This is a genomic window from Patescibacteria group bacterium (genome assembly GCA_028711655.1).
Lineage (GTDB): Bacteria > Patescibacteriota > Patescibacteriia > Patescibacteriales > JAQTRU01 > JAQTRU01.
The window spans coordinates 1-24,711 of the sequence record JAQTRU010000012.1; the positions used below are offsets into that span (position 1 = coordinate 1).

Genomic DNA, 24,711 nt, shown 5'->3' on the forward strand with positions numbered 1-24,711 from the left:
TTAGCTCCAGAGCGACCTTAACCTTAAATGGCGTTGGATGCTTGCGTTTGATATTACCCATAGATTTAGACTAATTATGCCAATATCTATATCTTAGCATACTGTCTAAATTTTGGGGTTAGGCTTAGTTTTACACATATGATATATTATAATACCTGTTGTCTAGCATGGCAAACTATAAAAAATTGTATAAAGATTAGGAAGACTTCATCATATTCGTTACTTACACGACGAATTTAACAAATTAAGAACTAATTCACACGAATTATTCGTCATATTCGTGATTCGTTAATATTCGTTAATAATTCGTGATGATTAGTTTTTTTTGTGATTCGTGTGAATTCGTCTTTTATTATGTATTCTTCAATTCTAATTTTTTTATTCTAACTTCATGATTAGTTATTGTTTCTGACATTCGGTCATGCGCCGCTTGGTTGGAAACAAAAGCGTGCTCAATATCGTCGAGTTTGTGCATCACCGCGTCAACCGCGCCTAATATTTCGCTTTTTGCTTCTTCAAATTCCTCTTTTTTTAAGAATTCTTTGAGATCCTCTTTGGTCGCTAGTTTGTTGAATTGTTCTGGTGTTAAAGTCATATTTTTCATTTTTTACCCTCCAATATTTTATGTTTAGAGTTTTACCCATATAATATATTATAACACCTGCTATCCGGTATAGCAAATAAAAACTTTATGACTTTATAACTTTCCACTTTCTACTTATTTCTCCATACTGCCCTAATAAGTACTGCTCAAAAAACAAGGCAAAAATAAACATCGCTAATATTCGCCAAATAATTACTATTTTATTTAAAAATCCCTGAAAATGCCAATATTTTAAGAAAATTATATGCTGATTTAGAAAAGGCCACTGCTTTTCCTGCCTTTTCCTGCTCCCCCTACCCCTTAAAAAGGCCAAAAATTCCTTTTTAGCGATTGATACGGTCCGATCATGGTAGATTATGGCTTCTGGCGCTAATCCGGCCTTAAAACCGGCTAAATTCAGACGATAAGCCAAATCGCAGTCTTCTTTGTACATAAACATTCGTTCGTCAAAATACTGGTAATTCCCCCCGCCCCCTTTATCAAGAGGTAGCGCTTTTCCCAAAGCGCTCATCCGGTAAATTCCGGCCGCGCCGGATGGTCCTAAAATTTCCGGATTATCATATTGGCCCTTATCTTTTTCGCCTTGCCCCAAATCAATAAACTTTAAACCTGCTTTCATTTTAATCCCGCAAGTGTCAATTATATTTGTTTCTCTACTGCCTGCAAAATCCCATTTTAAAACTTTGGGGCTGGCGCTACCCAAATCCTTATCTTCGTCCATGGCTTTAACAAGTTTTTTTATAGCTTCCTGTTTTAAAATTGTATCCGGATTGATGGCTAAAAAGTATTCGGCGCCCAACTTCCGGGCTTCACTCATCATCTTGTTGTAAGCCGCGCCAAACCCGATATTTTTTTCAGATTTTATAATTTCAATCGCGGGATAGGTCTTGGCTATAAACTCAACATTCTTCTCGCTGACTTCGCTGTTATCCCAGCAGAAGATCAAATAATCATCAATTTCTTCCAAGGCCTTGAATAAAGACGGCAAAAAATACGGCAAGTACTTTGCCGTGCGCTCCTCGTAAGTTATAAAACCAATAGCTAATTTCATTTCAAATTCCACTCTTTAAAAAATTGCTTTAAATATTTTTCTAAAAATTCATGACGCTCACCCGCCAATTTCTTACCTGTTTTAGTATTCATTAAATTTTTCAAAAATAACAGTTTTTCAAAAAAATGATTTATTGAGGTCTTCCCGCCCTGCTGATATTGCTTAAAACTTTTATGCAATCTGAATTTAATTTTCGGATTGTATATTTCTCTTTTCGCATAACCGCCGTAAGAAAACGCTCTGGCAATCCCGATAGCGCCCAAGGCATCAAGCCGATCTGCGTCTTGCACGATTTTTCCCTCTTTGGTTTTTATTTTTAACTTCACTTTGGCGCCTTTGAAAGATATATCCTTCGTAATCTCGCAGACGCTTTTTATAATTTCCTTGTCAACTTCTAATTTCCCAAGAAAACCGCTGATTAACCTTGCGCCCGCGTCTATTTTCCCTTTATTAAATTTCCAATCCGCAATATCATGAAGAAGGGCCGCTAATTCTACGGTAAATAAATCCCCGCCTTCTTTTTTAGCAATATATTTAACAGTTTTCCAGACCCTGAGAGCGTGCCACCAGTCGTGCCCTGTCGCTTCTTTCCCCAACTTACGGCGCACATATTTCTTTGTCTTATTTATAATTTCCTTCTTGCCCATATAAGACTCTTTCATTATTCATTATTCATTATTCATTATTCATTTTAAATTATCATTTTCCCCTGCATTTTTTCTTTGGCAAAATTCTGGGCGCGAAGCAGGCTGTCAAAAGTGCCGGCATCAATCCACTCGCCTTTAACTACGGCCACCTCTAATTCCCCCTTTTTTAAATACCAATTATGCAAATCCACAATCTCGGTTTCCCCGCGAGCGCTGGGGGCTAAATTTTTCGCCGCTTCCACTACCCGTTTGTCATAAATATAAAGTCCGGTCACGCAATAATTGCTTTTCGGGTTTTTCGGCTTCTCTTCAATAGAAATCACTTTCCGATCTTTATCAAATTCCACAATGCCAAATCTTTCCGGATCCGGAACTTCTTTAGCAAAAATTTTTCCTCCGCCTTTAAAACCCTTTATTTCCCCGCTTAAATCATCTTCAAAAATATTATCCCCTAAAATCATGCAAACATCCTCCTGGTCAATAAAATTCTCCCCAATCACAAAAGCTTCCGGCAACCCGGTCGGCTTATCCTGAATCTCATAAGTAAATTTAGCCCCGAATTCCCGGCCGCTCCCCAAGAGATTAAGATAGTCCCCGGCCCGCTCCGGCGCCACAATAATCAAAATTTCCTTAATACCGGCTTTAAGCAAGGTATTCAAGGGATAATAAATCATGGGCCGGTTATAAATCGGCAAAAGCTGTTTTGAAGTGACTTTGGTGCAGGGGCGAAGCCGCGTGGCCGAACCCCCGGATAAAATAATTCCGCGCATAACCTAGTTAAAAGTCTAAGGTCTAAAAGTCTAAAGTCTTTATAAAACCGGAAATTAGCTTTGAAATTTCCACTGTTAAAGTATAATTACTTTTAAACTCTTGACCAGTTATATAATTCAATTTAAAGGCTAAATAAAGCATTGATCGGACTTCCGCGCAAGAACCTTTGGCTATATATAAAAAATGTCTTAATTCTTTATCGGTATTCCTTTCAAATCCTTCAGCAATATTATTCATTATGGAAATAACGGCCCTACATATTTGATCCCTGAAAGAAAAGTCCCGGCAATTTCTAAATTGGTCATATAAATTTAGAGTTAATGTTCCTGCTTTTTGCCAAGCTATTATATCTTCAAACTTATCTATTTTCATATCCCTCCTTAAAATATTAAATGACTTTCAGACTTTACGGACTTTACGGACTCTTCTTTAAATACTCCCGCAGGGCCTCTTCCCAGGTTCTCTGCATATCAAACTTGGTATTGATTAAAGCGGAACAGGCTGGACGCTTAGCCGCTCGCGGAAATTTATCCCCTCTTACCGGATTCAATTTAATTTCTTTACCTAAAATTTTAAATAATTCTACGGCCGCCTCATACCAAGTTGCCCGGCCGATATTGGTAAGGTGATAAACTCCATAGCCTTTTTCACTTTCTGCCAGTTTTTTGGTGGCCCGGGCTAAATCAGGCGTATAAGTGAAACAACTCACTTCCTCGTCAACCACATCTAATTCTTTTTTCTTTTTAGCTAAATCAAGCATTAAGTCAAAAAAACTTGGTTTGACCCCTTCGCTTTGAGCTTTGGGACCGAATAATTTTGACGTCCTGATTAAATAATATTTCAACCCTTTCCCGCTTTTGCTTATAATTTCCTCTTCGCCTCCCAGCTTTGTCTCGCCGTATCTGTTTATCGGGTTCGGCTCATCGTCTTCCCTGTAGCCTTCCTTTTTATCACCGGCAAAAACATAATCCGAAGAATAATGGACTAAAACCGCGCCAGTTTCCAAACAAACTTCGGCCAAATAACCGACGGCTTCGGCGTTTATTTTTTTTGCCAGGGCAAATTCTTCTTCCTCTTCGCATCTATCAACCGCGTTATAAGCCGCCGCATTAATAATAATATCCGGCTTCAGTTCTTTTATTTTTTTAAAAACCAACTCCTTATCCGTTATGTCTATTTCTTCCCTATCCCAAGCCACAACCTCGTATTTTTCGTCAGCTTTAAAAATTTTTACCAATTGCCCGCCCAGATTGCCTTTGGCTCCCAAAATTAATATTTCCATATTCTAAGTAATATAAAAATAAAATAATAAAATAACAAAAAACCTTTGGGTATTTCTGCTTTTACCTTAGCATAATTGATTGATAAAATAAAGGGGCAAACCACCTTGTCATTGCGAGAATCTTTCGTCTCTGTCATGCTGAAGCGACCAGAAGTCTGGGGACTCGGTCGCCACGGAGGCGACCGAGTCCCTGAACTTGCTCAATTCCCCCACCTATCAAGGGGGAATCAAAGAGGGTTTAAGGACTGATGGTTTTAATATCCCCCTTACCCCCTTTGCCGAAAGGGGGCACTCTTAGAATAACAAGGGAAGCGGATTTGCTAATTTATAAGTCGGTGATATAATAAAAATATAATTAATATATGAAAAAATTTAAATTAACAATTGTTGGTTCCGGCGCCATGATGCCGACAAAAAAACGGCATCCATCCTGCTATCTCTTAGAAATTGGGGAGAGAAAAATCCTTTTGGATATCGGGCACACTTCTTTAGCCCGTTTAGTTGAAATGGGTATAGACCTAAACTCAATTGATATTTTATTTATCTCCCATTTCCATACTGACCATTTCGCTGATGCCCTGCCTCTTGTCCATGCCCTTTGGGTTGACGGCATAAGAAGGTTTGGGGGGAAATACAAAAACCTTACCATAATCGGGCCTAAATCCATTAAAAAACGTTGGGAAAAATTAAAGGAGGTTTTTTGGGTGGAGCCAGAAGAGCATTATCCCCTTAAATTTCTTGAAGGGACGCGAAAAATTTCAATTGATGGTATTAAAATAGAACTTTTTGAAGTTACCCACGTTCCTTACTACCAATCAATCGGCATAAAGGTCAATTTTCAGAAAAAAATATTTGTTTACACCGGTGATATTGGCGGCGAACATAGCGCGAAAAAATTGAAGCAAAAAGCGAGAAATGCGGATTTACTTTTAATTGAAGCCGGCTATCTTAATCCCACGCCAAACCATTTTACCATTGACCAGATCGCTCAAATTGTTAAAGAAGCTGAAGTAAAAAAAGCTATTGCCACGCACCTGCGAGACGCTTATCTGCCCGCTTTGAAAGAAAAAATCAAAGGCCAACAGAAAATCATTTTAGCCAAAGATTTAATGAAAATATCAATATAAAAATTATACGAATATAAAAACTACAGAAATCCTCTGTAGTTTTTTTATCCTAATTTTGTTAATTGTTAACTGTTAATAGTTAATTGTCGTTCCCCCATTCCTCTTCCTGCCTCACTAACAACTCCTTCGCCCGCATTGGTTCGGCCATAATTTCTTTAACGATTTTTTCCAGGCGCATGCCTTGCGAGCCCTTGACCAGTATCAAATCCCCTTGCTGGATTCTTTGCTGAATAAAACGGCCGGCTTCAGCCGCGTCAGTATATTGAAAAATGTCATCTCTGCGCATTCCGGCGCTTTCGGCGCTCCTAGCAATATCCCGGGCCCTTTCTCCGACCGCGATCAATTTGTTTACGCCGGATTTGACGACGTAACGGCCGACTTCTCTGTGGCCCTCTTCGCTGTATCTGCCCAATTCCAGCATATCGCCCAAAACCGCAAACCTTCTGGCTCCCTTGGCAAGGGAAATTTTAGCGACAATATCCAGGGCCGACATTGCCGAGATCGGCGAGGAATTATAGGTATCGTCAATAATCAAAGTATGCTTTATGCCGTTGACTAAATTCATCCGGCCATTCGGAGAATCAAATTCGCGCATCGCCCTGGAAATCTCCACCAAATTCATTTCCATCGTAATGCCGACCGCGGCCGCAGCCAAAGCGGCATAAATGGAATTATAGCCGATTACCCGCGGCAAAAGAACCGGCACAAAAGAGCCGTTATAAGTCAATTTAAAGCTTATGCCCAATAAATTCTTTATGTCTTTTGATTTTTCAAAACTGAAAACCAATTCCCGCGCCCTTAACATCGCGCCTTCTTTAAAGCCATAGGAAAGAACCTTAACTTTGCTTCTTGCTCCCAGTTCGCGAGCGAGTTCATTGTCAAAATTTAAAATTGCCCAGCCGCCCGGCCTTAGATTTTCTACAAGCAAACTCTTTTCTTTCTGGATTTCCTTTACATTCTCAAAAAATTCTTCGTGAGAATGGCTGATTAAGGTCACTATGCCGATGTCCACATTAACGATTTTCATTAAATATTTCATATCGCCCGGCCGGTCCACTCCCATTTCCAAAATTAAAATTTTCGGATAATTTTTGTCTTTGAATAAAATCAAGCCAAGGGCCTTAAAAAAGACTCCGGCCCAGCCGAAAATTGATTTCCCCGGCGAATCCGCGCCGATAATCGTCAAAGGCAGGCCGATTTCATTATTATAATTCTTTATATTGCGCCGGACATTAAATTTGGTCTTTAGCACGGTATAAACCGCCTCCTTCGCGCTGGTTTTCCCCACACTGCCCGTAATACCGATAATTTTCGGCTTATATTTCTTTAAAATCAGCTTTGCCAAAATTTTTAATTTTAATTGGATTAATTTACGCATATAAATATTAAACCCTAAATTCTAAATCCTAAACTCTAAACAAATTCTAATTACCAAATTCCAAATTTTCAAAACAAATTTTTTGAATTTTGGTAATTTAGATTTTGGAAATTATTTAGGATTTAGGATTTAGTGCTTGGGATTTCTATTGGGTAAATTAAATCTTTCCCCTAATACAAAACCAAACTTTTAAATATATAAATAACGTTATTCTCTAACTTTGGGTACCTGATAATATTGTAGCAGAAAGTCGGCAATTTCGCCAAATAACGGCGCGGCCGAAGATTCGGCCCAGGAAACATCGCGCGGATTGTCAATCCGCACCAGCATCGCAAACTGCGGGTCATCGGCCGGAGCAAATCCGGCAAAAGAACCAATATGGGCGCCGGTCTCATAGCCGCGGCCGTCTTTCCTGGCCACCTGGGCCGTGCCGGTCTTGCCGGCGACATAATAACCTTTAACTCCGGCCCTTTGGCCATGCCCTTCCTCCACCACATTAACCAGCATACCGCCCAAAATAGTGGCGGCTTTTTCAGAAATCACTCTCCTGACTTCTTCGGGCCGGGTAATTTCCTTTGTCCCGTCCGGATGGTTAATTTCTTTAACAATATAAGGCTTCATCAAAATACCGCCGTTGGCAATCGCGGCGTAGGCGGCGGTTAGCTGCAAAGGAGTAACGCTCATGCCCTGCCCGTAAGAAGCTACAGCCGAGTCAATCGGCTTTATCTTGGAAGCGGTTAAATTTCTGATGTCCCCCAAACTTTCTCCGGATAATTCTATCCCGGTTTTCTCGCCAAAACCGAATTTTTTCACATAATCAGCAAAAATTTCCGGTCCTGTCTGCTGCATGGCGAAAATCGCGCCGGTATTCAAAGAATTTTCTAAAACCTCGGTCATATTAACCTCGCCATGCCCGCCGAAAGTGTCAAAATCCGAATTTTTCAGGGGCTTGGGCCAGCCCACAATCATAACCTGTCCCTCGTCATTATAGCTGGTTTCTGGGGTAACTTTTCCCTGGTCCAAAGCAGCGGCCATGGTGATGGGCTTGAAAACCGAGCCGGGTTCGTATTGGGAAAAAATCGCCGGATTGTTAAAAACGCTTATGTCTTTAACTTTGTCATAATTATTGGGGTCAAAATCCGGATAAGAGCACATGGCAATCACGGCGCCGGTTTCTGGCTCCATAACAATAACGCTTCCCCCGTCCGCTCCGTGCCGAAGCGCGGCTTCATTCAGTTTTTGGCAAACCCTGAACTGAACCGAACGGTTGATAGTCAAAACTAAATCACTGCCGTCAACCGGCTTCTTATACTCTCTGTCATTTACTATAACCAAATCTTTCCCCGCTCCCCGTTCGGCCTTGATTGAGCCGTATTGGCCGAAAAGTTCTTTGTCAAAAAATCCTTCCAGTCCATATTTTCCTCTTGGCTCTTCTTCGGCGTAGCTGGTAAATCCCAGAACGTGGGAACCGATATTGTTTTCCGGATAAGAACGATAAGACTTCATCGCATAGGCCAACCCTGTGAATTTCGCTTCTTTCGCTTTGCTGTTTTCACCTCCCTGATCATTAACAAAAATAACTCCATTTTTTATCTCAAAATTATCTTCTTCAATTTTTTTCTCCTCGCCGCTCAAAAGAAGGCTGTATAATTTTTTTAACGTCTTTTCATCAACTTTTTTTTCAAGAGGCTCGTAGGGATCGTCTTTCTTTTTTAAAATCACCAGGTAGTCGCCTATGATTTTTTCTTTCCTCAAATTAATTTCCGCCTCCCTTCTAATGGCTAAAGTCTCCCGGTATTTTTCATCGGATTTCAAAGATTCCAATCTTGTTCTTACCTCCGCCTCCCTTTTGCCCCTCTCCTCTCCCGGCAAATTAAGGCTGGCGACATAAGCAAGCTCGTTGTCAAGCTTTTCTTTCTCTTCTTTTTTTAATAAATCATCCACTTCCTTCTCAACCCCTTCCTGCTTAAAAACAATAAATAATTTATCCGCCAATACCTCCGGCTCTTCCAATTCCTTGGGGATGGCATAGACCAGGGCGAAGTCTTTGTTAACGGCGAAAGGATATAATTCTTCATGGCCCGAACCCTGTTTGCGGTCAGTTAAAAAAATCTTGCCTCGCTCCGGCTGCAATTCGCTATAAACCTGGTGTTGGCTGCCGGCCATAGCCGTATACAAATCATATTCCCGCACCTGCAAGCCGTATAATTTGTATAGAATCGAACCGCCTAATAAAAAAACAATCGCTATTATCAAATTAAGGCGATTATTATTGCGGGCAATGCCGATATTTTGTTTTGGTTTTCTCCATAACCTCATAAAAAGGGGACGGATGAGTTTTTAACTTTTTCGCTATTTTTTTGCCACAATGCCGCTTTGGATTGTTATGTAATCAATTTCTCCGACTGCGACCATTTTTAATTCTTTGGCCCTCTCGCTCAGATTGTTATAAGACTCCATGGCGATTGCCTTTGACCCCAAAACCGCATTTTCTTCCCGGAGAAGATTAATTTTTCTTTTCTCTTCCTGCAATTTAAAACCCTTAACGGTCAAATCATTGATCCCGGCCAAATAACAAACGCCGGCGGCAATAGTAAGCATAAACAAAAGTTTGTTTAAATTTTTCAAGTTGAATATTTTTCTCTGTTTTTTTTCTTGAACCGATTTTTCGCAAAATTCATTTTTTATGTTTGTTTTTGTGTTTGTCATTTTATTGATTACAAATTACAAATTGAATACAAATTTACGAATACTAGAAAGCTATTTTTTATAACTATTTGTAAAATTTGTAATAGATTTGTAGATTTGTAGAGTTTTAAAGTTTTTCCGCCACCCTTAGGCGAGCGCTTCGGGAACGCGGATTATTTTTAATTTCTTTTTCGCTGGGCTTTACGGCTTTTTTAGTGATTATTTTTAAGCCGGCTTTGTGCCCGCATTGGCAGACCGGAAAACTTGGCGGGCAGAGGCAATCCCTGGCCTCTTCCTTGAAAAATCTCTTTACTATCCTATCCTCCAAGCTATGGAAAGAAACAATCGCCAATCGGCCTCCTTTGGCCAGCGATTTAACCGCCGCGGGCAGGGCCTGTTTCAAATTTTCCAATTCATCGTTAGTGGCGATGCGCAAAGCCTGAAAAACGCGGGTGGCCGGATGAATCTTGCCGTTTACATGTCTTTTAGGCGCGGCGCCAGCGATAATTTCCGTCAATTCGCCTATTGTTCTGATTTTTTTTTCTCTTCTTCTCTTAATTATGGCCGCGGCGATCCTTTTGGCAAATCTCTCTTCGCCGTATTCCCTGATAATTTTTTCCAAATCCGCCTTTGGCCAGCCGTTTATTATTTCATCGGTCTTCCGCCCGGCCAAGGGGCCAAAAGACATGTCTAACGGCGCATCAGCCAGCTGGAAAGAAAATCCTCGGCGTGGGTCTTCGAGTTGAGCTGATGATAAACCCAAATCAAATACAATCCCGTTAAACCGGCCAGCCGAACGTTCCTCTTTAAAATATTCCTTGATAATTTTTGATAAATTTTTGAAGTTTTCATTTGCTAAAATTATATTATCCAATTTCTCTCCGGAAATTAATCGGCGGGCGTTCTCTACCGCCGCTTCGTCAAGATCAATCGCCAATACTTTTCCGGCCTCCCCCACCCGCTTGGCGATTTCCATGGTGTAGCCGGCTCCGCCCAAAGTGCAATCAATAAAAAATTGTCCTGTTTGCGGATTCAAATACTCCAAAACCTCCTTTAGCATTACTGGCGTATGTTTATATTCCATCTGATTCAACAATTTAAATGTTATGCGTTATGCGCCTGCCTGCCGGTAGGCAAGTTCCACGTTATGCGTTATGCGATTTAGATTTATAACACTAACGCCCGCGCTCGGGAAAAAATTATTCTTCGCAATTGACGGCTGTCAACCAGGGGCGCCCGGATAACCTTTATTTTGATGCTGCCATTGTTATTGCCAAAGTCTTGGCACTGAATTCTTTTTGTCATATCTTTGTTTTTATTTTTGTGTTAAGTGTTAAGTGTTAATATTAAACCCCTAATTCTCCCAAAGCTTCGGCGATATCGCTACTTTGTTTTTCCGTTCCGGATTTATATTTATTCCAGATTGCCTCATCCCAAATTTCCAGACGGTCATAAAGCCCGGCGATGATTGACTTTTTTTTCAGGCCGGCAAACTTCCTTAAATAACCCGGCAGAGTAATCCGGCCCTGATTATCAAATTCAACGTCCATGGCGCCGGCCAGCATCAAACGGGAAAAAGCCCGGGCCTTGGCCTGGCTGATTGGCAGGTTAGCTAATTTAGTTGCCAGAACCTCCCATTGTTTTTTGGGATACAAAAAAAGGCAGTTGTCCAATCCCCTGGTAACAACCGCTCCGCCTTTAAGTAAAACCCTGAACTTAGCCGGGACAGCGAGTCTTCCTTTGCTATCCAGGCTGTGTTGGTATTCGCCGATGAACATTTTAAGAATGAATAATTGATAATTAAAAATGAATAATTATTTTTTAGACTTTATCGTTTTTATACTTTTCGCTAAGATGCTTGATATTTCCGTTAACTCCTTTAACAAATTATTAGCCAAATTTCTATCACACTTGCCCGCATCTCTCAACAGAATTAACCAAAATTTTGTTTCATTGGCTGATTTTAAAGATATTCTAAAATAATTCACAAAATCATTTATTGAACTGGCCGCCTGGGCTTCAAAATAGTTTCCGCCCATACTGGTACCGCTCCTTAACAATTGATTTTGGCCGATTATTTTGCAAGTAGAATCTTTCTTGTCTAAACCATCAATAAACTTAATTAAATCTAAAATAAAATTGTGAATTCTTCGCGCAAACTCTTTTTTGAATTTCTCTCTGTCATCTCCGGCAATCCCCTTTTCCATTTTTAATTATTCATTATTATTTATTAATTTTAAGATCCAGGAGAAGTCTGATAATCTTACCAAAAGGTAGAATTTATCAGACCCCTTCTTTGCCTTAATTTAATAAAGATTGCCCCGATAGGCCCAGGGCAGGGCCATCCCCATGCTCTGGACAAAGCCAGAGTTTTTACGGTTGGCGCTTAGTATCTTGGCCAACCAATTTAGTTTTTTGTTTTTATTTTTAAAAAACTTATGGATTAATTTAATTCGGATGCGCCCTATTCGCAGTAGGGCTTTTTCGCGGTAGCGAAAAATAACATTATTATAATTCGGATGTGCCCCATTCGTAGCGGGGCTTTTTCGCGGTAGCGAAAAATAACATTCATTCACCCCTATTCCCCACTTTTCACCTTTATACTTTAATTATACACCACTTTTTGCCTAAAGTCAACGGCAGAACAAATTCAACTTTTTTCCTAATATAAGTAAAATAAACAAATAAAAACTCCGCCTTATCAACAGGCGGAGACATTATTTTTCTTTTTTAAAACCTGATAAAAGTCTTACTTATCAACTTTTCAACAGTTAATCCACAGTCTAAACAACATGGCTAACTTAATCCGGCAATTTCCGCTAATTTTCAGGTTAATTTACTGCGAATTTAGACACTAAAACACAAAAACACCGAAACACTTGTGCTTTAGTGTTTTAAGGCCGAAGGCCATGTGTTTTTGTGTTTTTATTATCATAATAATCTCAAAATACTATAAGGTGATGTTGGGCTCTTTATTATAGACCGGCTCTATAACATCAAACCCTGAAAACCTTTTGCTCTTAACCTTTTCAGGAAGCCCCCTGACCGGAATGCCCAAGGCATACCCCAAAGCATTAGCCGTGGCTATGCCGATGCGCAAAGAGGTAAAGCTTGTGTCCGCATTTCCTTCATTAGCTATCTCAATCTCTTTTAAATCTTTTAGTTTAATTTTTTTACTGCTTAGTATTTTATCTATGGCCGGCAATAATTTCTCCGCTTGGGAATAGCGGGCCATAAACTTTTTGGAAACCAAAACTCCTTTTCCCTTCTTCAAGGCAATTTCAATCTCGTCGCCTCCGGTTGTTTCAAGATAAAGAATCATAATATCAGAATAGCTCTAAAAATTATTTTTGTAAATAAAAGGCCCATACTCGCAAAAGTATGGGCTTTATTAAAATGTGCTTGGCGCGTTTATTTCAACAGCGTCATTTTTGTTGTGGCCGTGAAATTACCTGACCGGAGTCTGGTAAAATAAATCCCGGCCGACAAACCGGCAGCATTCCAAGAGACAGAATGATGACCGGCCTCCAAATATCCGTCAATCAAGGTGGCAACCCCCTGGCCCGAGGAATTAAAAACCTCTAGACGAGTGTTGTTGCCTTGGCCAAGATTGAAACTGATGGCTGTGGCGGGATCGAACGGATTGGGATAATTCTGGTTGAGAGAAAAAGGAATGAGCGCATCCTCTTTAACCGCCGTAGGCTCATCTTCGTTCACCACGAATTTGACTCTGGCGAGAAATTGAAAGTTTACCCCTTCCTTATTCAGATAGATGACAAATTCCCACGCCCCTGCGCGAATATTTTCCTGCCGGGGTGTAAAATAGGAATAGTCCCAGCCGAAACCGACTTCTTTCCAGTCGCTGGTATATCCCGACCAATACTGGCCGTTCCTAAAAACCGCGACTGCGAATTGGTGATCAATATAGACATTGGTCATCTCGGCCAAAACATAGACGGTATCGCCGGCTGTAAAAACCGAATCGGCCCCGACCGGTACCTTGGAATACTGAACTGAGCCATCAGCAATGCCAAGGCAGGCAACCGCGCCGGTAAAAGTGTAGGGAGAGTCTTCTCTCCTAACTCTGAAATTGGCCTCCCCGACTTCCACAAACGTTCCGTCCTTCTTCCCAAAGTAAATAACGAATTTCCAGCGTCCGGGACGAGCCTCAAGCTGGGAAGGGACAAAGTAAGAATAATCCCAAACCCATTTCTCTTCCTCGTTTTTCCAGCCGGTCGTTGCTTCGCCGTAGGAAATCCCGTCTAAAAACTTCTTTACCCGGAACCGGTGTTTGCCCACAACATTCTTGAATTCGGCCAGAACCAAAACATCTTCGCCCTGGGCAAAGACGGTGTCGGGCTCAACCGGCACCTTGGAATACTGAACCGAGCCGTCAGTAATGCCAAGGCAGGCAACCGCGCCGGTAAAAATATAAAGCGGAGTTTCTGCGGCAAAAACGTTGGCTGATAAAACCAAGCCAGTGGCAATGGAAAGAATAGCCTTTTTCATGGCAATTCCCCTTCTCTTGTGATATTTCATTGTAGAAGAACAATTTTCTCTTCCGGAAACTTCTTATTTTATAATAAAACTAGTCTGGTAATTTAATTTTGAATCCTGCCCGGTAGCGGAAATAAGGGCCACGCCTTTTTTTGCGAGAGCAATTACTGTCAGGTAAGCGGCGCCATAATTATTGACTCTGACCGCCTGCTCCCTGTCTCCTAATTTCACCGCCACTATTTCGTTCGGCCAAAAGCCGGATATTTTTATATTCAAATTTTCTCCGGCAAAAGCCCAAAATTTTTCCAGAACTATTTTCAAGTCCATTTCAACTTTCTCGTCCGATAAAGGCTTGTATATATATTGGTCCAGCAGATTCAATTCCCCGCCCAAAAGCAGAACCGAAGATTTATTAAAAATCGCCACCCGGCCATCCCGGCCCATGGCCACGCCCGCGGCCCAAGAATCCGGCCCGTAAACATTGGAAGGGGCGGAGAAGAAAAACTTTTCTTTTATCAAATTATCGCCCAGCTTGGTCAGGCCGAAACCATTAACATAAAAAATTTTATCTCCCAAAACTTTAACGGCATAACTGAAATTAAGACCTTCCTTGACCGGATTATGATATTCGCTCGCAACCTTGCGGTTTGCGCCTATTTTTATCAAGCTGTTATCCGAAGGAAAATAAACATTGCCGGCATCGTCAATCGCCGGCTGCCTTTGGACGTTTTCTTTATTGCTTAATTTGTATTCGCTTATCAGTCTGCCGCTGGCTATGTTAAAAATTAATCCCTTGTCATAAAAACCCTTATCCTTGATAATAACCGCCAGGATATTGCTTTTGGCCGCTAACCCGTAACTCGGCTCCAAAGTAAAAATTTTATTATCAAGAACCGCTAAACTGTTTTTGTCAAAAACTCTTACTCCGCCATTGCCGGCCGTAAAAAGGTACTGCCCGGCGCCGGCCAAAGAGCGCATATAGCCGATTTTGTATTTGCCTTTGCCGCGCCACTGGTAAAGGTCCCGCTTGGCCTCAATCTTGGGGAAAAGCGGATTGCTGATATCATATTTAATCAAATACTGCCCGGTCAAAACCGCTAAAAAAGTTTTGCCGTTTTCCTGCCAGACAAACAAATCGTTCACGCCTTCCTGGCTATAGACTTCGCTTATTTTAATCAGCTTGTCAGCCGGGGTGATTTCCAAAATTTCAGCCAAAACTCCGTTGCTGGCCGCCAGATAATTTCTACTGCCGATGCTAAACATCTCCCCTCGCCTGTATTCCTTGTTTGTTTCCGCCAAGCTTTTTGAAGCAAAAAACGCCCCATTGCCGAAAATAATCAGGGTTATCAAAAAAAATGTAATAATTACCTTATTTTTCATAGTAAATAACTTTATATTTAGAATGTTTTATCTTAGCAAAAAACAGGGAAAAAGTCAAGGGTACGGCCTGCAAACTCTTGACAAATAAAAAGAGATATGCTAATTTAATATATCAAATCGCTCTTTGAAATAAACCGGAGAAGCCAGTTATAATATTTTAAAACCGGATAGTAAACACCAAACACCACCTCATTCAAAGGAGTGAGCTATGAAAAGCTCAAAGTTCGTCTTCGCGGCCATGATTCTTGTCGTGGCTACCATGTTCATCCAGGCCTGCGGCGCGCCAACTGTTGTCAGGCGGATCGATCAGCCCGCCACGGCGGTTCAGACCACAACCACCACCACTACGCCGCAAACGACGACAAGGGTGGTGGAGAATGCTGTGCAAAATACAGGCACAGCAAATTTTCCTATAAGGGACATCATCTATTTCCCAAAAAGTTCAAGTGTCCAGAAGCCTACACCGTCGTTTGCGGGTAAGCTTACCTGGAACGGCACGCAATGGGTTAGACAAATTCCCTTATATAATGGCGCCACTGAACAGATGGTGCCACAGGAGTTAAGGGATTATGTCATGGGGTTGGTTCCAAGGAACCCTGTGAGTAGGGTGCCCTATGAGGATAACATAGGGTACTGGCTGTGGGGGGTAGACGAAACCGGAAATATAAGTCCCATCGGAGAACCGGAAGACGAAACCTCTACTCAAACGGTTACCGTTACTACTTCACCCGCGGTTGCTCCGGCGCCAGCCGCAGCTCCGACGCCAGTCAGCCGGTCTACTACGGAATTGGACCTAACGCCGCAACAGGTCAAAGATATATTGGCCTATATCCAAGGGCAGAAAAAAGCCAACGAAATCGCCGCGAGAAAAAAAGCCAACGACAAATGGCTAAAAATTATCAAGGACGATTTTCACTACACCGGCGATGATGCGGTCAGAAATTTCCAAAAGGATGCTACCAGCGACAAAGTATATACGGGCGGAGCTGATAACTCAATTGGCCCGCTAACTACCGTCGCTATCAAGTACTATGTAGACCTTCTGGAAAGAGGACTGTCCGAAGAAACAACAAAAAAATGGAAGGTCATGCTCCACATCCAGGAAGCAAAGACCAACACACAATAGCAACAACGCCATACAAAAACCCCGAAAATTGATTTTTCGGGGTTCTTTTTTATTTAAAATTATCTGGCAGCGCCGGAATAAGTAATGGCCTGCATAATATTCCAGTCAGAAGTTGTCTGGGGCAACCGGCCAAAAATGTTTTTAAAATTTTCAATCCCCTGCTTCTCGCTGGATAAATTTCTGTTTTCCGCCTTCTGCCGCAAGCCATAAGCCATAATCGTTATCGCCGCTTCGTCATTTTTACTGCCCATATCCGGATCGCGCTTATAGATTTTTTTAAAATTATTTTTGGCTGAATTTTCCGCATCCTCGCTTCTTTGCGACGGCCAGCGGCCGTTAGCTATTTTTATAATATCAGCCAAATCCCGGTCCGTTTCCGGATTGCGGGAAAAAGCCATCCTGAAAGAATAAACCACGGCCCGCCTCTCCCCTTCTCCCAAACGGCGGGAATTATCGTCCGCCCCGTTTTTCAAAAAATTGTTTATTTCTTCGTTAAATTTTTCCGTTGCTTCGGCATTAAGAAGAAAATCTTTCACAAATTCCCCGTAAGGGGTTAAATTCAGCCAATTGCCCTCAAACATTCTCGGATCCCAGGGATTGTGCCAGCACCAAGCGGTAAAATTCAGACCTTCGCTGATCAGATAATCTTTAAAAGGCAAAGCGTAATCTTCCTTTTTCGCGTAATGCCTTTTCGCCGGATCGGCGCTGAATCCCCACTCGGTCACGAAAACCGGATAATATTTATTTAAGCTATCCAAGGCCTGGGACCAATTTAAATATTGGCCGGAAAAAGGATAAGTATGCCAGGCATAACCGATATTTTTACCTTCCAGGGGATTGTCTTTTATTCCCCTTAAATCATAGGTCCAATAAACGCCCGGAGCGATAATTATATTGGCCGCGCCCTGGCTTCTGATTAAATCGCGAAGGCGCTCCCAATAGGGTTTTATATCCGCCCAGGTTCTTGTTTTTTTATCCGCCGGCTCATTCCATATTTCAAAAATAATCCCCTGGTCATCGCGGTATTCTACGGCTATGGACTTCCAAAAATCCATGGCGGTCCGGAAATTGCTGTCATAAGAGTGGCCCTCTTTCCCGCCTTCCGGCCAGGGTTTATACCAGCCGTTGGGGAAACCAATAACGTGATAGTCAATAATGACAAATAGATTATTGTCCCTGGCGGCGGCCACTTCGTCGGACAAAATTTTTTTCACTCTCTTTTCGTCTTTCTGGTAGCTGGGATGAACCGAAAGGCGCACGACATTGGCGCCCCAGTCTCTGCCTATTGTTATATAATCGCCGGTTGTTCTTCTGTAAGTATTTTGGCGCGAATAAGGATCGCCGACCGCCACGCCCCTCAAAACCACAGGCTCGCCGGCGAAAAACACCTGGTTGCCGGAAATAGTCAATTTTTCCCTGATTTTATAAAAGAAATCCAAAAAGCCAGCCTGCGCTTTTTCACTTGAATAAGCTAAACCTAAAAATGATACCAATATAAATAGCAAAATTAATACTACTTTTTTCATATTTACTTATTAATTTTGCCTCCTTGAACTTTAAGGCTCTATTAAATAATGGTGTTGCCGATAACAATCGCCGCGCTAAGAATAACCGAAGCGATAATAATCGCCACGCCAATATTGCCCTTTTTTATTTCCTCCCATTCGTTAATCGGCGTAAGCCAGCTGAATACTTTTAGCATAACCGCCAGGGAAATCGCCATGGACAAAGCTCCGACCAGGGCCCAGCCAAAAGTAAAAAGATACTCTTTGAGAATAATCATAACTTTTTTAGCTAACCGCGCTTCCGGACGGAAAACGGGTTAACTTTTATTTTTTATTATTCAAAATTTTATTGGCAACAAAAATTTCTCTCTGCCACCTCTTTTTGTCTTTTTCTAAAAAAAATTTTATTTTTTCTTTAATCTGATTTTCATTTTTTAAAGCTAGCATAATTTTCTCTTTTAACTCTTCTGGGGCAGATTTGGTAAATAAAGCCGCCTCGCCGAAATAATGCCTTAAAACTTCGGAATCGGTCGTGACAAACGGCTTGCCCAGAGCCATGATTTCCCGGATTGACCAAAGGACTGTATCCGGCCTTAAAGTAAAAGCAAGGACAACCCGGCAGCGCCACATCAGCCTCATAAATTCTTCATGGGTCAGATAACCGGTAAAGCAGGCATTGTCCGGCTTGTCCTTTGCAAGCCTTTTTTCTAAAGAAACGGACGGATTGCCGGTGATAAAAAAAGTGGCTTCCGGCAGGAGATTGGCCGCGGCCAGAACGGTTGACCAGTCATCGTCGCTGGCAAACCTATTAACCATCATAATCGGCAGTTTTGATTCTTCCAGCTGTTCGGTTATTTTTTTATCTTTCATTTCCAATTTAAGGTTTTCTTCTTTATAAACCGGATTGTAAAACTGGATTACCATGGCCGGGGCAATCCCCCATTTTTTCAAGACAGCCAAGTTCTTAAAATTGTGGCAGGTATTTAAATCCGCCCCCTTGGCTACAAATTTAAAAAGCCAATGGAAAAAAATCCACTTCCTGTCCAAGAAAGCCGCGGTATGGGAGTCTATTGCTAATTTGGCTCCGGCTATAGTACAATAAAAATAACAAATCAAAGCGCAAAAAATCGGCGGATTCTGGACAATCACCGCTTCCGGCTTCCCCTTTCCCAAAATAAACAATGTTTTTACGGTTTGGAGGCAATAACGAATCAAGGCCGGCAAATTAATCTTGCCCAATTTCTTTATATAAACCTGCTTTAATTCCGCACCCAAACCTTGGGCCAGATAACGGCTAAGTTCGGTTTCCCGACCCCAGACAATAAATATTTTCATAAATTTTAAAAGTTAGATTCCATGGGAAAAACGACAAAAATATTATTCTTCATTCTGCTTCTTTTTACTATCTCTTTTTTGCTTTTGGCTCTGCCCGGCTTAGATTGGAGCAATGACTGGTTTTTTGTCGTTGCTTCTTTATTTCTTGTAATCCTTCTGACTGCCGGGCTGTTCAGTATGGAAAAACTGATCCTGGCTCTCATTATAATTCTGCCAACAGCTTTGAAATTTAACGACTTTAAATTAAATCCGGCAAAAATTGTTCCTTATTTAAAAAACTATAACCTGCCCGTAAACCTTACGGCTATTATTTCTTTATTTCTAATCTTTCTCGCTATTGTGGCGATTTTTGAAAATTGGACGAAAATAAAAACTCTGCCTTTAAAATCCATCTTTCTATTATACGCGATTTATCTCATTATTTCAATGGCCTGGTCAACCGACTTGGGCGCTTCCCTTTCCGGCTTAATTTACTTTTTGGCCCCCTTAGCTATCTATATTATAGCTTATTGCTATTTTTCCAGCCACCAAGGCCTAGTTAAAATTATTTTTGCCTGCCTGGCTTCCGCCCTAATGCCGGCCATCCTCGCTTTCTCGCAAATAGCCAATAAAGAATATTTCTTTGAGCCGGATTCAAGTTTGGGCAGGCTAGCCGGCCCGTTTGTCCATCCTAATTTATTCGGCTTATACTTATTTGTCATTCTCGGCCTTGCCCTTTCTTATTTCTTGGCGAAAAAAAATAAAAGCTTAAAAAATAATCTTTTTCTTTTTCTCTTCGCGGCTGCCACTGCTATCATGCTAGTTTTAACTTATTCCCGCGTTTCCTGGACCTGCCTGGCTTTATCCTTTCTGATTTTTGCGGTTATGGCCCGTTGGCTCCTAATTCTTTTGGCAATTTTAACGCCTCTGGCCTTTGTCATCACAGCCATTTTTGAAAGCATCAAGTCGCGGGTGACGGAAATATTTGAAGTATCTTTTTTCAATTCCTGGATAGCCAGAAAAAACATCTGGCATGTTTCGCTCGGGGAAATTATAAAGAAGCCGATTTTCGGCCATGGCGTCGGCACTTCGGAAATCGTAATTGAGGGAGCGAAAAACTGGCGCGGCGGCACTTCCCTGCCCCATAATGACTTTCTCCTTTACGGACTGGAGTTGGGATCTCTAGGCATCCTTTTCTTCTTAAGCTACACCATCGGCGCTGTTTACTATGCCGGAAAAACTTATCTTTGCCTGCCTAACGAAAATACACAGATAAATGTCTTCGGCCAAAAAATAGAAATAAATTTTAAAATTCTGGCTTACGGGGTTTTAACGATAATTCTGTCTTTAATTTTAGCCAGCTTCTTTGAATCCGCATCCCGCGGCCTGGTCACCCAGATTATACTCTGGTCGGTTTTGGGCGGCCTTTTCGGCCTAAAAAAAACAAGGGCAATGTAGGGCCCTTGTTTTTTATCGCATATTCTTAAATTTTTTTCACTTCGGCAATTCCTAAACGGTCAATAATTTTCGGCTGTTCGCCCGTTTTAGCCACCAAAGTCTTAACAAAATTCTGCATTAGGAACCGAAAAACCGGCTTTCTGCCTTTTAGTTCAAGATACTTGGTTTTGGCCACATAATCCTGAAAAGAGTAAAGGACCGCTATCAAAAATCCATAACGGCCGTCCAAAAAACCAAACCGTAAAAAATACATATAAACAAAACGTAAAAACGGGGTCAAGGGCAGAAAATACCAATAATCTTTTATAACCGACTTACTATATATATAATAAGTAAAAAATTTCTTCCATTCTATCTCATGCTTTTCGGCTGAAAACTTCAGCATGTAGTCGGCCTGATAGGTGGTGTAACGGTTAAACTTGGCAAAAAAATGGCTTAAATTCGGATCGCTATAATGAAGAATGTCGCCTTTTAAATTTTTCACCTTGCTCTTGGGTAAAATTATATGGGCGTGGACATCGCGGTCTTCATAACGGCAAGTTTTTTTGAATAATCTTACATTGTAGAGGGGGTAACGCCCGCCCCAGCGCAAAAACCGGCCCAAAAAATAATGGCGCCGGGCAATGCCAAAGCCGTCGTAGTTATTCAAATCTTTGCTTTCCAGCAATTTTTTTATTTCCTCCCGCAGTCCGGCGGTTATAACCTCGTCGCTATCCAACAATAAAACCCATTTATTTTTCGCCCTGGGAATCGCCCAGTTTTTTTGTTTGGCGCTGTAAACATATTCGTGCTGGATTATTTTTGCTCCCATTTTCCGGGCAATCGCCAAGGTCCTGTCTTTGCTGAAAGAATCCACTACCAAAATCTCGTCCGCCCAATCGGCTGATTTAAGGCAGCGTTTTAAAATATTTTCCACATTATAAGTCGGCACCAAAACCGTTATCTTGTTTTTTCTCTCCATAAAATTTTAAAATAAATTATTGATGTCGCCCGAGAAAGAATCTATGTCCTTCTCTTCTTCAACCGGCAATTCCAATTCCTTTTCCGACGCTTCCGTTTTCTCCCCGGGAAAATTCTCTTTTTCTTCCCAGGGGAAATTGGCGGCTTGCGGCTGTTTGCCAATAGCGGCCGAAGGCTGATAATTTTTCTTTAAGGGAAGAGTTATCCCTTCTTTTTTTCTTGATTTTAATTCTTTGCCCGGGTATAAATAAACAAAACAAAAGCCAGCAATTAAGCCGAAGAAAATCCCCAAAACGGCGTTCAAAATAAAATTCGGCTTGACCGGCCACTTGGAAACGCTGGTCCTGTCAATAACTTTTACCGAAACCTTGTCGCCCAAGCCGTGATAAAGGTTGTTTTTTGTCTGTAAGATATAAGCGACGGCCTGGTTAATCTGGCTCGCCTGGTATTTATCTTCGTGATAAGTATTGATGACAAGCATGCCGGTATCGCTTACCGATTTGGCTAAAACCAACTGGCGCCACTTTTTCATGTTTTTGTTCTGGTCGGCGGAAAAAATAGTCCGGTCAATATTAAAGCCGGCGCTCAAAGCCTGCTCCAAAAACGAGCTGGAATAAACCACTTCCGCCAAAACATTGCTCAAAAATTGGTTAGAGCGGGAAAGGCTGTAAGCGTCACCCAAATTATTGTTCTGCGTTATCAATAATTTGGCGCTGGCGCGATATTCCAATGGAGAAATAAAACTAATAGCCAAAGAAATAAGTAAAAATAAAAAAGCCACAAACAAAATCGTTTGCTTTCTTTTCCTTATTAAATTCCAAAAATTGTTAGATTCCATAGCTTTTGCTGATAAATTATCTAATTTTGGTTAAAATTAGTTAATAAACTATTCTAGCATTTCTTTTAAAATTTGTCAAGTAGCGGCAAAATCCACCAAAAATAAACATAAAAAAAGAGGCAAGTTATTTGCTTGCCTCTCGCTGCTTTGTTAAACCATGAACCGGAACCCGGGAAATGACGAAATCGTCAAAATATATATATTCCCTCTTGGCCGCGGCCCAGCTTTCATCCCCTCCCCCAAAAAAAGATGAGAAAAAAAAGGCATCAATGCCGAGCGTGGCAATATCCCGGAAGCGGAAATCGTCTTCGTACATTGCCAGCCGGCCGTCAAACCAGCAGGCAATAATGCCATTGCTTTGGCCCGGGGAATTCATCTTGATATAAGTTTCAAGATGATGCCATTGACCGGGGATGAAAAAACAATTCTCCCCTTCCTCCTGCCAGGGCCGACCATCGCCGTAAAGAGAATCAGCCTGCCCAACATGATAGACATATTGCCGGACAGCTCCGTCCTTCTGCCACATCACACGGGCGCTCCAGCCGTCTTCGCCGTTCGGCTTTTTACCGCCGGTATTGGCTTCGCCGCCGACTAAACCGGGCAATTTTCCGCCTTTGACGAATTCAAAGCCGTAAGGAAACTTCACCCAGTAAGAGCAATACAACTCTTCGTACTGCGCGCCTAATTTCAGGAGCCACTGGGCGCCGCTTTCTTTGGGGCCGAAGGTTCCTCCCGGATAAAGCACGCGTAAAACTTTTCCGCGGCTCTTATCCTCGTCTTGGACGATTGTTGTCCGGCCTTCAGGCGCCCCCTCTTTTACGTAAACGCTGTCGCCCCAGTCCTCTACGATCTGCCACTCGTCATAATAATCAAGCGGCGATTGTTCAAAACCGTTATAGAAAAGGACAACGTCTGACAGGATAAAATCCGCCGGGATTTTTTCCGGAGGCGGTATCTTGACTGCTACGGCGCAACTTGCGAAAACCAAAAGAAAAAAAGCCAAAACGATTCTGCCGTGATTTATCACAACTTCCTCCTTATTCAAGATGGCGCCAGTAAAATACTTTGGCGTACCAGCGGTCTTTGTTCCCGGCCAGCTGTTCCTGGTAATTTACCGACAAACGGAAAAGATTTTGGTTGCGGTAAAAGGAAAGGCTTGGGCCCGCTTTATAGAAATTTTTCTGCGGGTCGCTTTCTCGGCCATAACTGCCGCCGATTCCCGGAGTTATTCTCCAGCCGCTTCCGCGCAAATCAACAATCTCCTGTAAAACAGAAACTTCCCACCGGCGGTTGTTGTGGGCCATCGGAGAAAGCGCATGACCGCCATAGCTCCTTTCTGAAGATCGGCCAAAGGGAACCGACAAAGAAAGGGTAAAGGCGGTCTTGGGCAAAGACGAATTTCCTCCCACCCGCCGGCTGTCAAAAGCGAAATAAAGGGAAGAGAGAAACACGTTCTCTTTCTGCTCGCTTTCATATAAACCCTTATTGACCTTTGCCCAAAGCAACCGGCCGGCTCCTACATCCAAATCGCCGATAAAGCCCGTCCGCTTTAAGAAAAAATTAAGGCCGCCACTAGCTTGGAGATTCTTGTAGTCGGCTCCGTTTGATGAGCCGAAAGGATATTCTCCCTGGCCGAAAATTCCGAAACCGAATTCTGTTTTCCGGCCAACCAGCCAGAAGGGCCGATATCTGGCCTTTAGCCAAACATAATAGCCGCTGGCCTCGTTGGCCTTTTCCGTTTCCCGATAGTAATTGCCGCCACCCATGGCGTCAAAAATCTCCAAATTCTCTTGGGTTTGGCAATAACCGGCGGGAATTAATAAAAACAGGGCCGTTGTCAGGAACAACGTTTTCATTCTCTTATCCTCCGCTTACATGGTTATATTCGATTAAAAAAGAGCGAAATAATTTTAATAAAAAACTTTAACAAATTTTTTAGTTTTTGTCAAGGATAGCGATTAGGGTATACCTAGTCAAGTGGAACAGAGCTAATTGATTTTTGCAGATAGGTTAGCGGAGAATCAAAGATTTCCGGGTGGCTAAATCTTACTGAAAATTCAGCCACGTATTCTGGCAGATATTCTG

26 protein-coding genes are annotated in these 24,711 nt (G+C 41.9%); 3 read left to right on the plus strand and 23 right to left on the minus strand.

What is annotated here, in order from left to right:
• Positions 1-352: 352 nt before the first annotated feature.
• The 6 genes from PHQ42_02230 to rfbD all read right to left on the minus strand — a co-directional run bounded on the left by PHQ42_02230 (position 353) and on the right by rfbD (position 4,355).
• Positions 353-595 (minus strand): hypothetical protein, encoded by a 243-nt coding sequence (locus PHQ42_02230; protein ID MDD5071532.1) that lies wholly within the window; start codon positions 593-595, stop codon positions 353-355.
• A gap of 94 nt (positions 596-689) precedes the next feature.
• A complete protein-coding gene (locus PHQ42_02235; GenBank protein ID MDD5071533.1) occupies positions 690-1,655 on the minus strand; it encodes a glycosyltransferase in 966 nt (321 codons plus the stop codon).
• Positions 1,652-2,302 (minus strand): HD domain-containing protein, encoded by a 651-nt coding sequence (locus PHQ42_02240; protein MDD5071534.1) that lies wholly within the window; start codon positions 2,300-2,302, stop codon positions 1,652-1,654. Before PHQ42_02240 ends, PHQ42_02235 begins: the two co-directional genes overlap by 4 nt.
• A 44-nt stretch (positions 2,303-2,346) precedes the next feature.
• On the minus strand, positions 2,347-3,072 hold the full coding sequence (locus tag PHQ42_02245; protein MDD5071535.1) for a sugar phosphate nucleotidyltransferase: 726 nt from the start codon (positions 3,070-3,072) through the stop codon (positions 2,347-2,349).
• Between the two features lie 22 nt (positions 3,073-3,094).
• Positions 3,095-3,445, minus strand: coding sequence for a four helix bundle protein (locus PHQ42_02250; protein ID MDD5071536.1), 351 nt, complete (start codon positions 3,443-3,445; stop codon positions 3,095-3,097).
• A gap of 43 nt (positions 3,446-3,488) precedes the next feature.
• A complete protein-coding gene (gene rfbD, locus PHQ42_02255; GenBank protein MDD5071537.1) occupies positions 3,489-4,355 on the minus strand; it encodes a dTDP-4-dehydrorhamnose reductase in 867 nt (288 codons plus the stop codon).
• A gap of 362 nt (positions 4,356-4,717) precedes the next feature.
• On the opposite strand from rfbD, the gene PHQ42_02260 reads away from it, so the two are divergent.
• On the plus strand, positions 4,718-5,482 hold the full coding sequence (locus PHQ42_02260; protein MDD5071538.1) for an MBL fold metallo-hydrolase: 765 nt from the start codon (positions 4,718-4,720) through the stop codon (positions 5,480-5,482).
• Positions 5,483-5,561: 79 nt separating this feature from the next.
• On the opposite strand, the gene PHQ42_02265 is transcribed toward PHQ42_02260, so the two are convergent.
• The 10 genes from PHQ42_02265 to PHQ42_02310 all read right to left on the minus strand — a co-directional run bounded on the left by PHQ42_02265 (position 5,562) and on the right by PHQ42_02310 (position 15,425).
• Entirely contained in the window at positions 5,562-6,860 is a 1,299-nt protein-coding gene (locus PHQ42_02265; GenBank protein MDD5071539.1) for a UDP-N-acetylmuramoyl-tripeptide--D-alanyl-D-alanine ligase, read from the minus strand.
• 207 nt (positions 6,861-7,067) lie between these two features.
• On the minus strand, positions 7,068-9,179 hold the full coding sequence (locus tag PHQ42_02270; protein MDD5071540.1) for a penicillin-binding protein 2: 2,112 nt from the start codon (positions 9,177-9,179) through the stop codon (positions 7,068-7,070).
• Between the two features lie 33 nt (positions 9,180-9,212).
• Positions 9,213-9,569: a hypothetical protein gene (locus tag PHQ42_02275; protein ID MDD5071541.1), complete on the minus strand. Its 357-nt coding sequence runs from the start codon at positions 9,567-9,569 to the stop codon at positions 9,213-9,215.
• A gap of 106 nt (positions 9,570-9,675) precedes the next feature.
• Positions 9,676-10,632 carry a 16S rRNA (cytosine(1402)-N(4))-methyltransferase RsmH gene (rsmH, locus tag PHQ42_02280; GenBank protein MDD5071542.1) on the minus strand — a complete coding sequence of 319 codons (957 nt, stop codon included), beginning with the start codon at positions 10,630-10,632 and terminating at the stop codon, positions 9,676-9,678.
• An 83-nt stretch (positions 10,633-10,715) separates the two neighbouring features.
• Positions 10,716-10,853, minus strand: a complete 138-nt coding sequence (locus PHQ42_02285; protein ID MDD5071543.1) for a hypothetical protein — start codon at positions 10,851-10,853, stop codon at positions 10,716-10,718.
• 41 nt (positions 10,854-10,894) lie between these two features.
• Positions 10,895-11,326: a division/cell wall cluster transcriptional repressor MraZ gene (mraZ, locus tag PHQ42_02290; protein ID MDD5071544.1), complete on the minus strand. Its 432-nt coding sequence runs from the start codon at positions 11,324-11,326 to the stop codon at positions 10,895-10,897.
• Positions 11,327-11,362: 36 nt separating this feature from the next.
• The gene (locus tag PHQ42_02295; protein ID MDD5071545.1) at positions 11,363-11,755 is read right to left on the minus strand and encodes a four helix bundle protein; all 393 of its coding nucleotides are present in this window, start codon (positions 11,753-11,755) and stop codon (positions 11,363-11,365) included.
• Between the two features lie 743 nt (positions 11,756-12,498).
• Positions 12,499-12,870: a hypothetical protein gene (locus PHQ42_02300; GenBank protein MDD5071546.1), complete on the minus strand. Its 372-nt coding sequence runs from the start codon at positions 12,868-12,870 to the stop codon at positions 12,499-12,501.
• Between the two features lie 89 nt (positions 12,871-12,959).
• A complete protein-coding gene (locus tag PHQ42_02305) occupies positions 12,960-14,087 on the minus strand; it encodes a T9SS type A sorting domain-containing protein (protein ID MDD5071547.1) in 1,128 nt (375 codons plus the stop codon).
• Positions 14,088-14,120: 33 nt separating this feature from the next.
• Positions 14,121-15,425 carry a hypothetical protein gene (locus PHQ42_02310; protein ID MDD5071548.1) on the minus strand — a complete coding sequence of 435 codons (1,305 nt, stop codon included), beginning with the start codon at positions 15,423-15,425 and terminating at the stop codon, positions 14,121-14,123.
• 598 nt (positions 15,426-16,023) lie between these two features.
• On the opposite strand from PHQ42_02310, the gene PHQ42_02315 reads away from it, so the two are divergent.
• A complete protein-coding gene (locus PHQ42_02315; GenBank protein ID MDD5071549.1) occupies positions 16,024-16,551 on the plus strand; it encodes a hypothetical protein in 528 nt (175 codons plus the stop codon).
• 59 nt (positions 16,552-16,610) lie between these two features.
• Here PHQ42_02315 and PHQ42_02320 read toward each other — a convergent pair whose 3' ends face one another.
• The 3 genes from PHQ42_02320 to PHQ42_02330 are packed head-to-tail and all read right to left on the minus strand — an operon-like array spanning position 16,611 to position 19,391.
• The gene (locus tag PHQ42_02320; protein MDD5071550.1) at positions 16,611-18,077 is read right to left on the minus strand and encodes a glycoside hydrolase family 5 protein; all 1,467 of its coding nucleotides are present in this window, start codon (positions 18,075-18,077) and stop codon (positions 16,611-16,613) included.
• 41 nt (positions 18,078-18,118) lie between these two features.
• Complete coding sequence (locus PHQ42_02325; protein ID MDD5071551.1) at positions 18,119-18,334, minus strand: DUF350 domain-containing protein; 216 nt, start codon at positions 18,332-18,334, stop codon at positions 18,119-18,121.
• Positions 18,335-18,380: 46 nt separating this feature from the next.
• Positions 18,381-19,391: a glycosyltransferase gene (locus PHQ42_02330; GenBank protein ID MDD5071552.1), complete on the minus strand. Its 1,011-nt coding sequence runs from the start codon at positions 19,389-19,391 to the stop codon at positions 18,381-18,383.
• Between the two features lie 21 nt (positions 19,392-19,412).
• Between PHQ42_02330 and PHQ42_02335 the strand changes: the two genes are divergently transcribed.
• Positions 19,413-20,828 (plus strand): O-antigen ligase family protein, encoded by a 1,416-nt coding sequence (locus PHQ42_02335; GenBank protein ID MDD5071553.1) that lies wholly within the window; start codon positions 19,413-19,415, stop codon positions 20,826-20,828.
• A 25-nt stretch (positions 20,829-20,853) separates the two neighbouring features.
• Here the strand turns inward: PHQ42_02335 and PHQ42_02340 are convergent, their stop codons facing one another.
• From PHQ42_02340 to PHQ42_02355, 4 genes are all read right to left on the minus strand, one after another.
• On the minus strand, positions 20,854-21,789 hold the full coding sequence (locus tag PHQ42_02340; GenBank protein MDD5071554.1) for a glycosyltransferase family 2 protein: 936 nt from the start codon (positions 21,787-21,789) through the stop codon (positions 20,854-20,856).
• 6 nt (positions 21,790-21,795) lie between these two features.
• On the minus strand, positions 21,796-22,626 hold the full coding sequence (locus PHQ42_02345; protein MDD5071555.1) for a Wzz/FepE/Etk N-terminal domain-containing protein: 831 nt from the start codon (positions 22,624-22,626) through the stop codon (positions 21,796-21,798).
• 124 nt (positions 22,627-22,750) lie between these two features.
• A complete protein-coding gene (locus PHQ42_02350; protein ID MDD5071556.1) occupies positions 22,751-23,653 on the minus strand; it encodes a hypothetical protein in 903 nt (300 codons plus the stop codon).
• A 10-nt stretch (positions 23,654-23,663) separates the two neighbouring features.
• Positions 23,664-24,482 carry a hypothetical protein gene (locus PHQ42_02355; GenBank protein ID MDD5071557.1) on the minus strand — a complete coding sequence of 273 codons (819 nt, stop codon included), beginning with the start codon at positions 24,480-24,482 and terminating at the stop codon, positions 23,664-23,666.
• Between the last annotated feature and the right edge of the window lie 229 nt (positions 24,483-24,711).

Excerpts from the sequence above, each read along its gene's own strand:
- PHQ42_02265 (MDD5071539.1), bottom strand. The coding sequence starts at position 6,860 with ATGCGTAAATTAATCCAATTAAAATTAAAAATTTTGGCAAAGCTGATT.
- PHQ42_02345 (MDD5071555.1), bottom strand. The coding sequence starts at position 22,626 with ATGGAATCTAACAATTTTTGGAATTTAATAAGGAAAAGAAAGCAAACG.
- PHQ42_02230 (MDD5071532.1), bottom strand. The coding sequence starts at position 595 with ATGACTTTAACACCAGAACAATTCAACAAACTAGCGACCAAAGAGGAT.
- PHQ42_02285 (MDD5071543.1), bottom strand. The coding sequence starts at position 10,853 with ATGACAAAAAGAATTCAGTGCCAAGACTTTGGCAATAACAATGGCAGC.
- PHQ42_02275 (MDD5071541.1), bottom strand. The coding sequence starts at position 9,569 with ATGACAAACACAAAAACAAACATAAAAAATGAATTTTGCGAAAAATCG.
- PHQ42_02305 (MDD5071547.1), bottom strand. The coding sequence starts at position 14,087 with ATGAAATATCACAAGAGAAGGGGAATTGCCATGAAAAAGGCTATTCTT.
- PHQ42_02245 (MDD5071535.1), bottom strand. The coding sequence starts at position 3,072 with ATGCGCGGAATTATTTTATCCGGGGGTTCGGCCACGCGGCTTCGCCCC.
- PHQ42_02320 (MDD5071550.1), bottom strand. The coding sequence starts at position 18,077 with ATGAAAAAAGTAGTATTAATTTTGCTATTTATATTGGTATCATTTTTA.
- PHQ42_02235 (MDD5071533.1), bottom strand. The coding sequence starts at position 1,655 with ATGAAATTAGCTATTGGTTTTATAACTTACGAGGAGCGCACGGCAAAG.
- mraZ (MDD5071544.1), bottom strand. The coding sequence starts at position 11,326 with ATGTTCATCGGCGAATACCAACACAGCCTGGATAGCAAAGGAAGACTC.
- PHQ42_02310 (MDD5071548.1), bottom strand. The coding sequence starts at position 15,425 with ATGAAAAATAAGGTAATTATTACATTTTTTTTGATAACCCTGATTATT.
- rfbD (MDD5071537.1), bottom strand. The coding sequence starts at position 4,355 with ATGGAAATATTAATTTTGGGAGCCAAAGGCAATCTGGGCGGGCAATTG.
- PHQ42_02335 (MDD5071553.1), top strand. The coding sequence starts at position 19,413 with ATGGGAAAAACGACAAAAATATTATTCTTCATTCTGCTTCTTTTTACT.
- PHQ42_02260 (MDD5071538.1), top strand. The coding sequence starts at position 4,718 with ATGAAAAAATTTAAATTAACAATTGTTGGTTCCGGCGCCATGATGCCG.
- PHQ42_02330 (MDD5071552.1), bottom strand. The coding sequence starts at position 19,391 with ATGAAAATATTTATTGTCTGGGGTCGGGAAACCGAACTTAGCCGTTAT.
- PHQ42_02270 (MDD5071540.1), bottom strand. The coding sequence starts at position 9,179 with ATGAGGTTATGGAGAAAACCAAAACAAAATATCGGCATTGCCCGCAAT.
- PHQ42_02300 (MDD5071546.1), bottom strand. The coding sequence starts at position 12,870 with ATGATTCTTTATCTTGAAACAACCGGAGGCGACGAGATTGAAATTGCC.
- rsmH (MDD5071542.1), bottom strand. The coding sequence starts at position 10,632 with ATGGAATATAAACATACGCCAGTAATGCTAAAGGAGGTTTTGGAGTAT.
- PHQ42_02295 (MDD5071545.1), bottom strand. The coding sequence starts at position 11,755 with ATGGAAAAGGGGATTGCCGGAGATGACAGAGAGAAATTCAAAAAAGAG.
- PHQ42_02240 (MDD5071534.1), bottom strand. The coding sequence starts at position 2,302 with ATGGGCAAGAAGGAAATTATAAATAAGACAAAGAAATATGTGCGCCGT.
- PHQ42_02325 (MDD5071551.1), bottom strand. The coding sequence starts at position 18,334 with ATGATTATTCTCAAAGAGTATCTTTTTACTTTTGGCTGGGCCCTGGTC.
- PHQ42_02340 (MDD5071554.1), bottom strand. The coding sequence starts at position 21,789 with ATGGAGAGAAAAAACAAGATAACGGTTTTGGTGCCGACTTATAATGTG.
- PHQ42_02355 (MDD5071557.1), bottom strand. The coding sequence starts at position 24,482 with ATGAAAACGTTGTTCCTGACAACGGCCCTGTTTTTATTAATTCCCGCC.
- PHQ42_02250 (MDD5071536.1), bottom strand. The coding sequence starts at position 3,445 with ATGAAAATAGATAAGTTTGAAGATATAATAGCTTGGCAAAAAGCAGGA.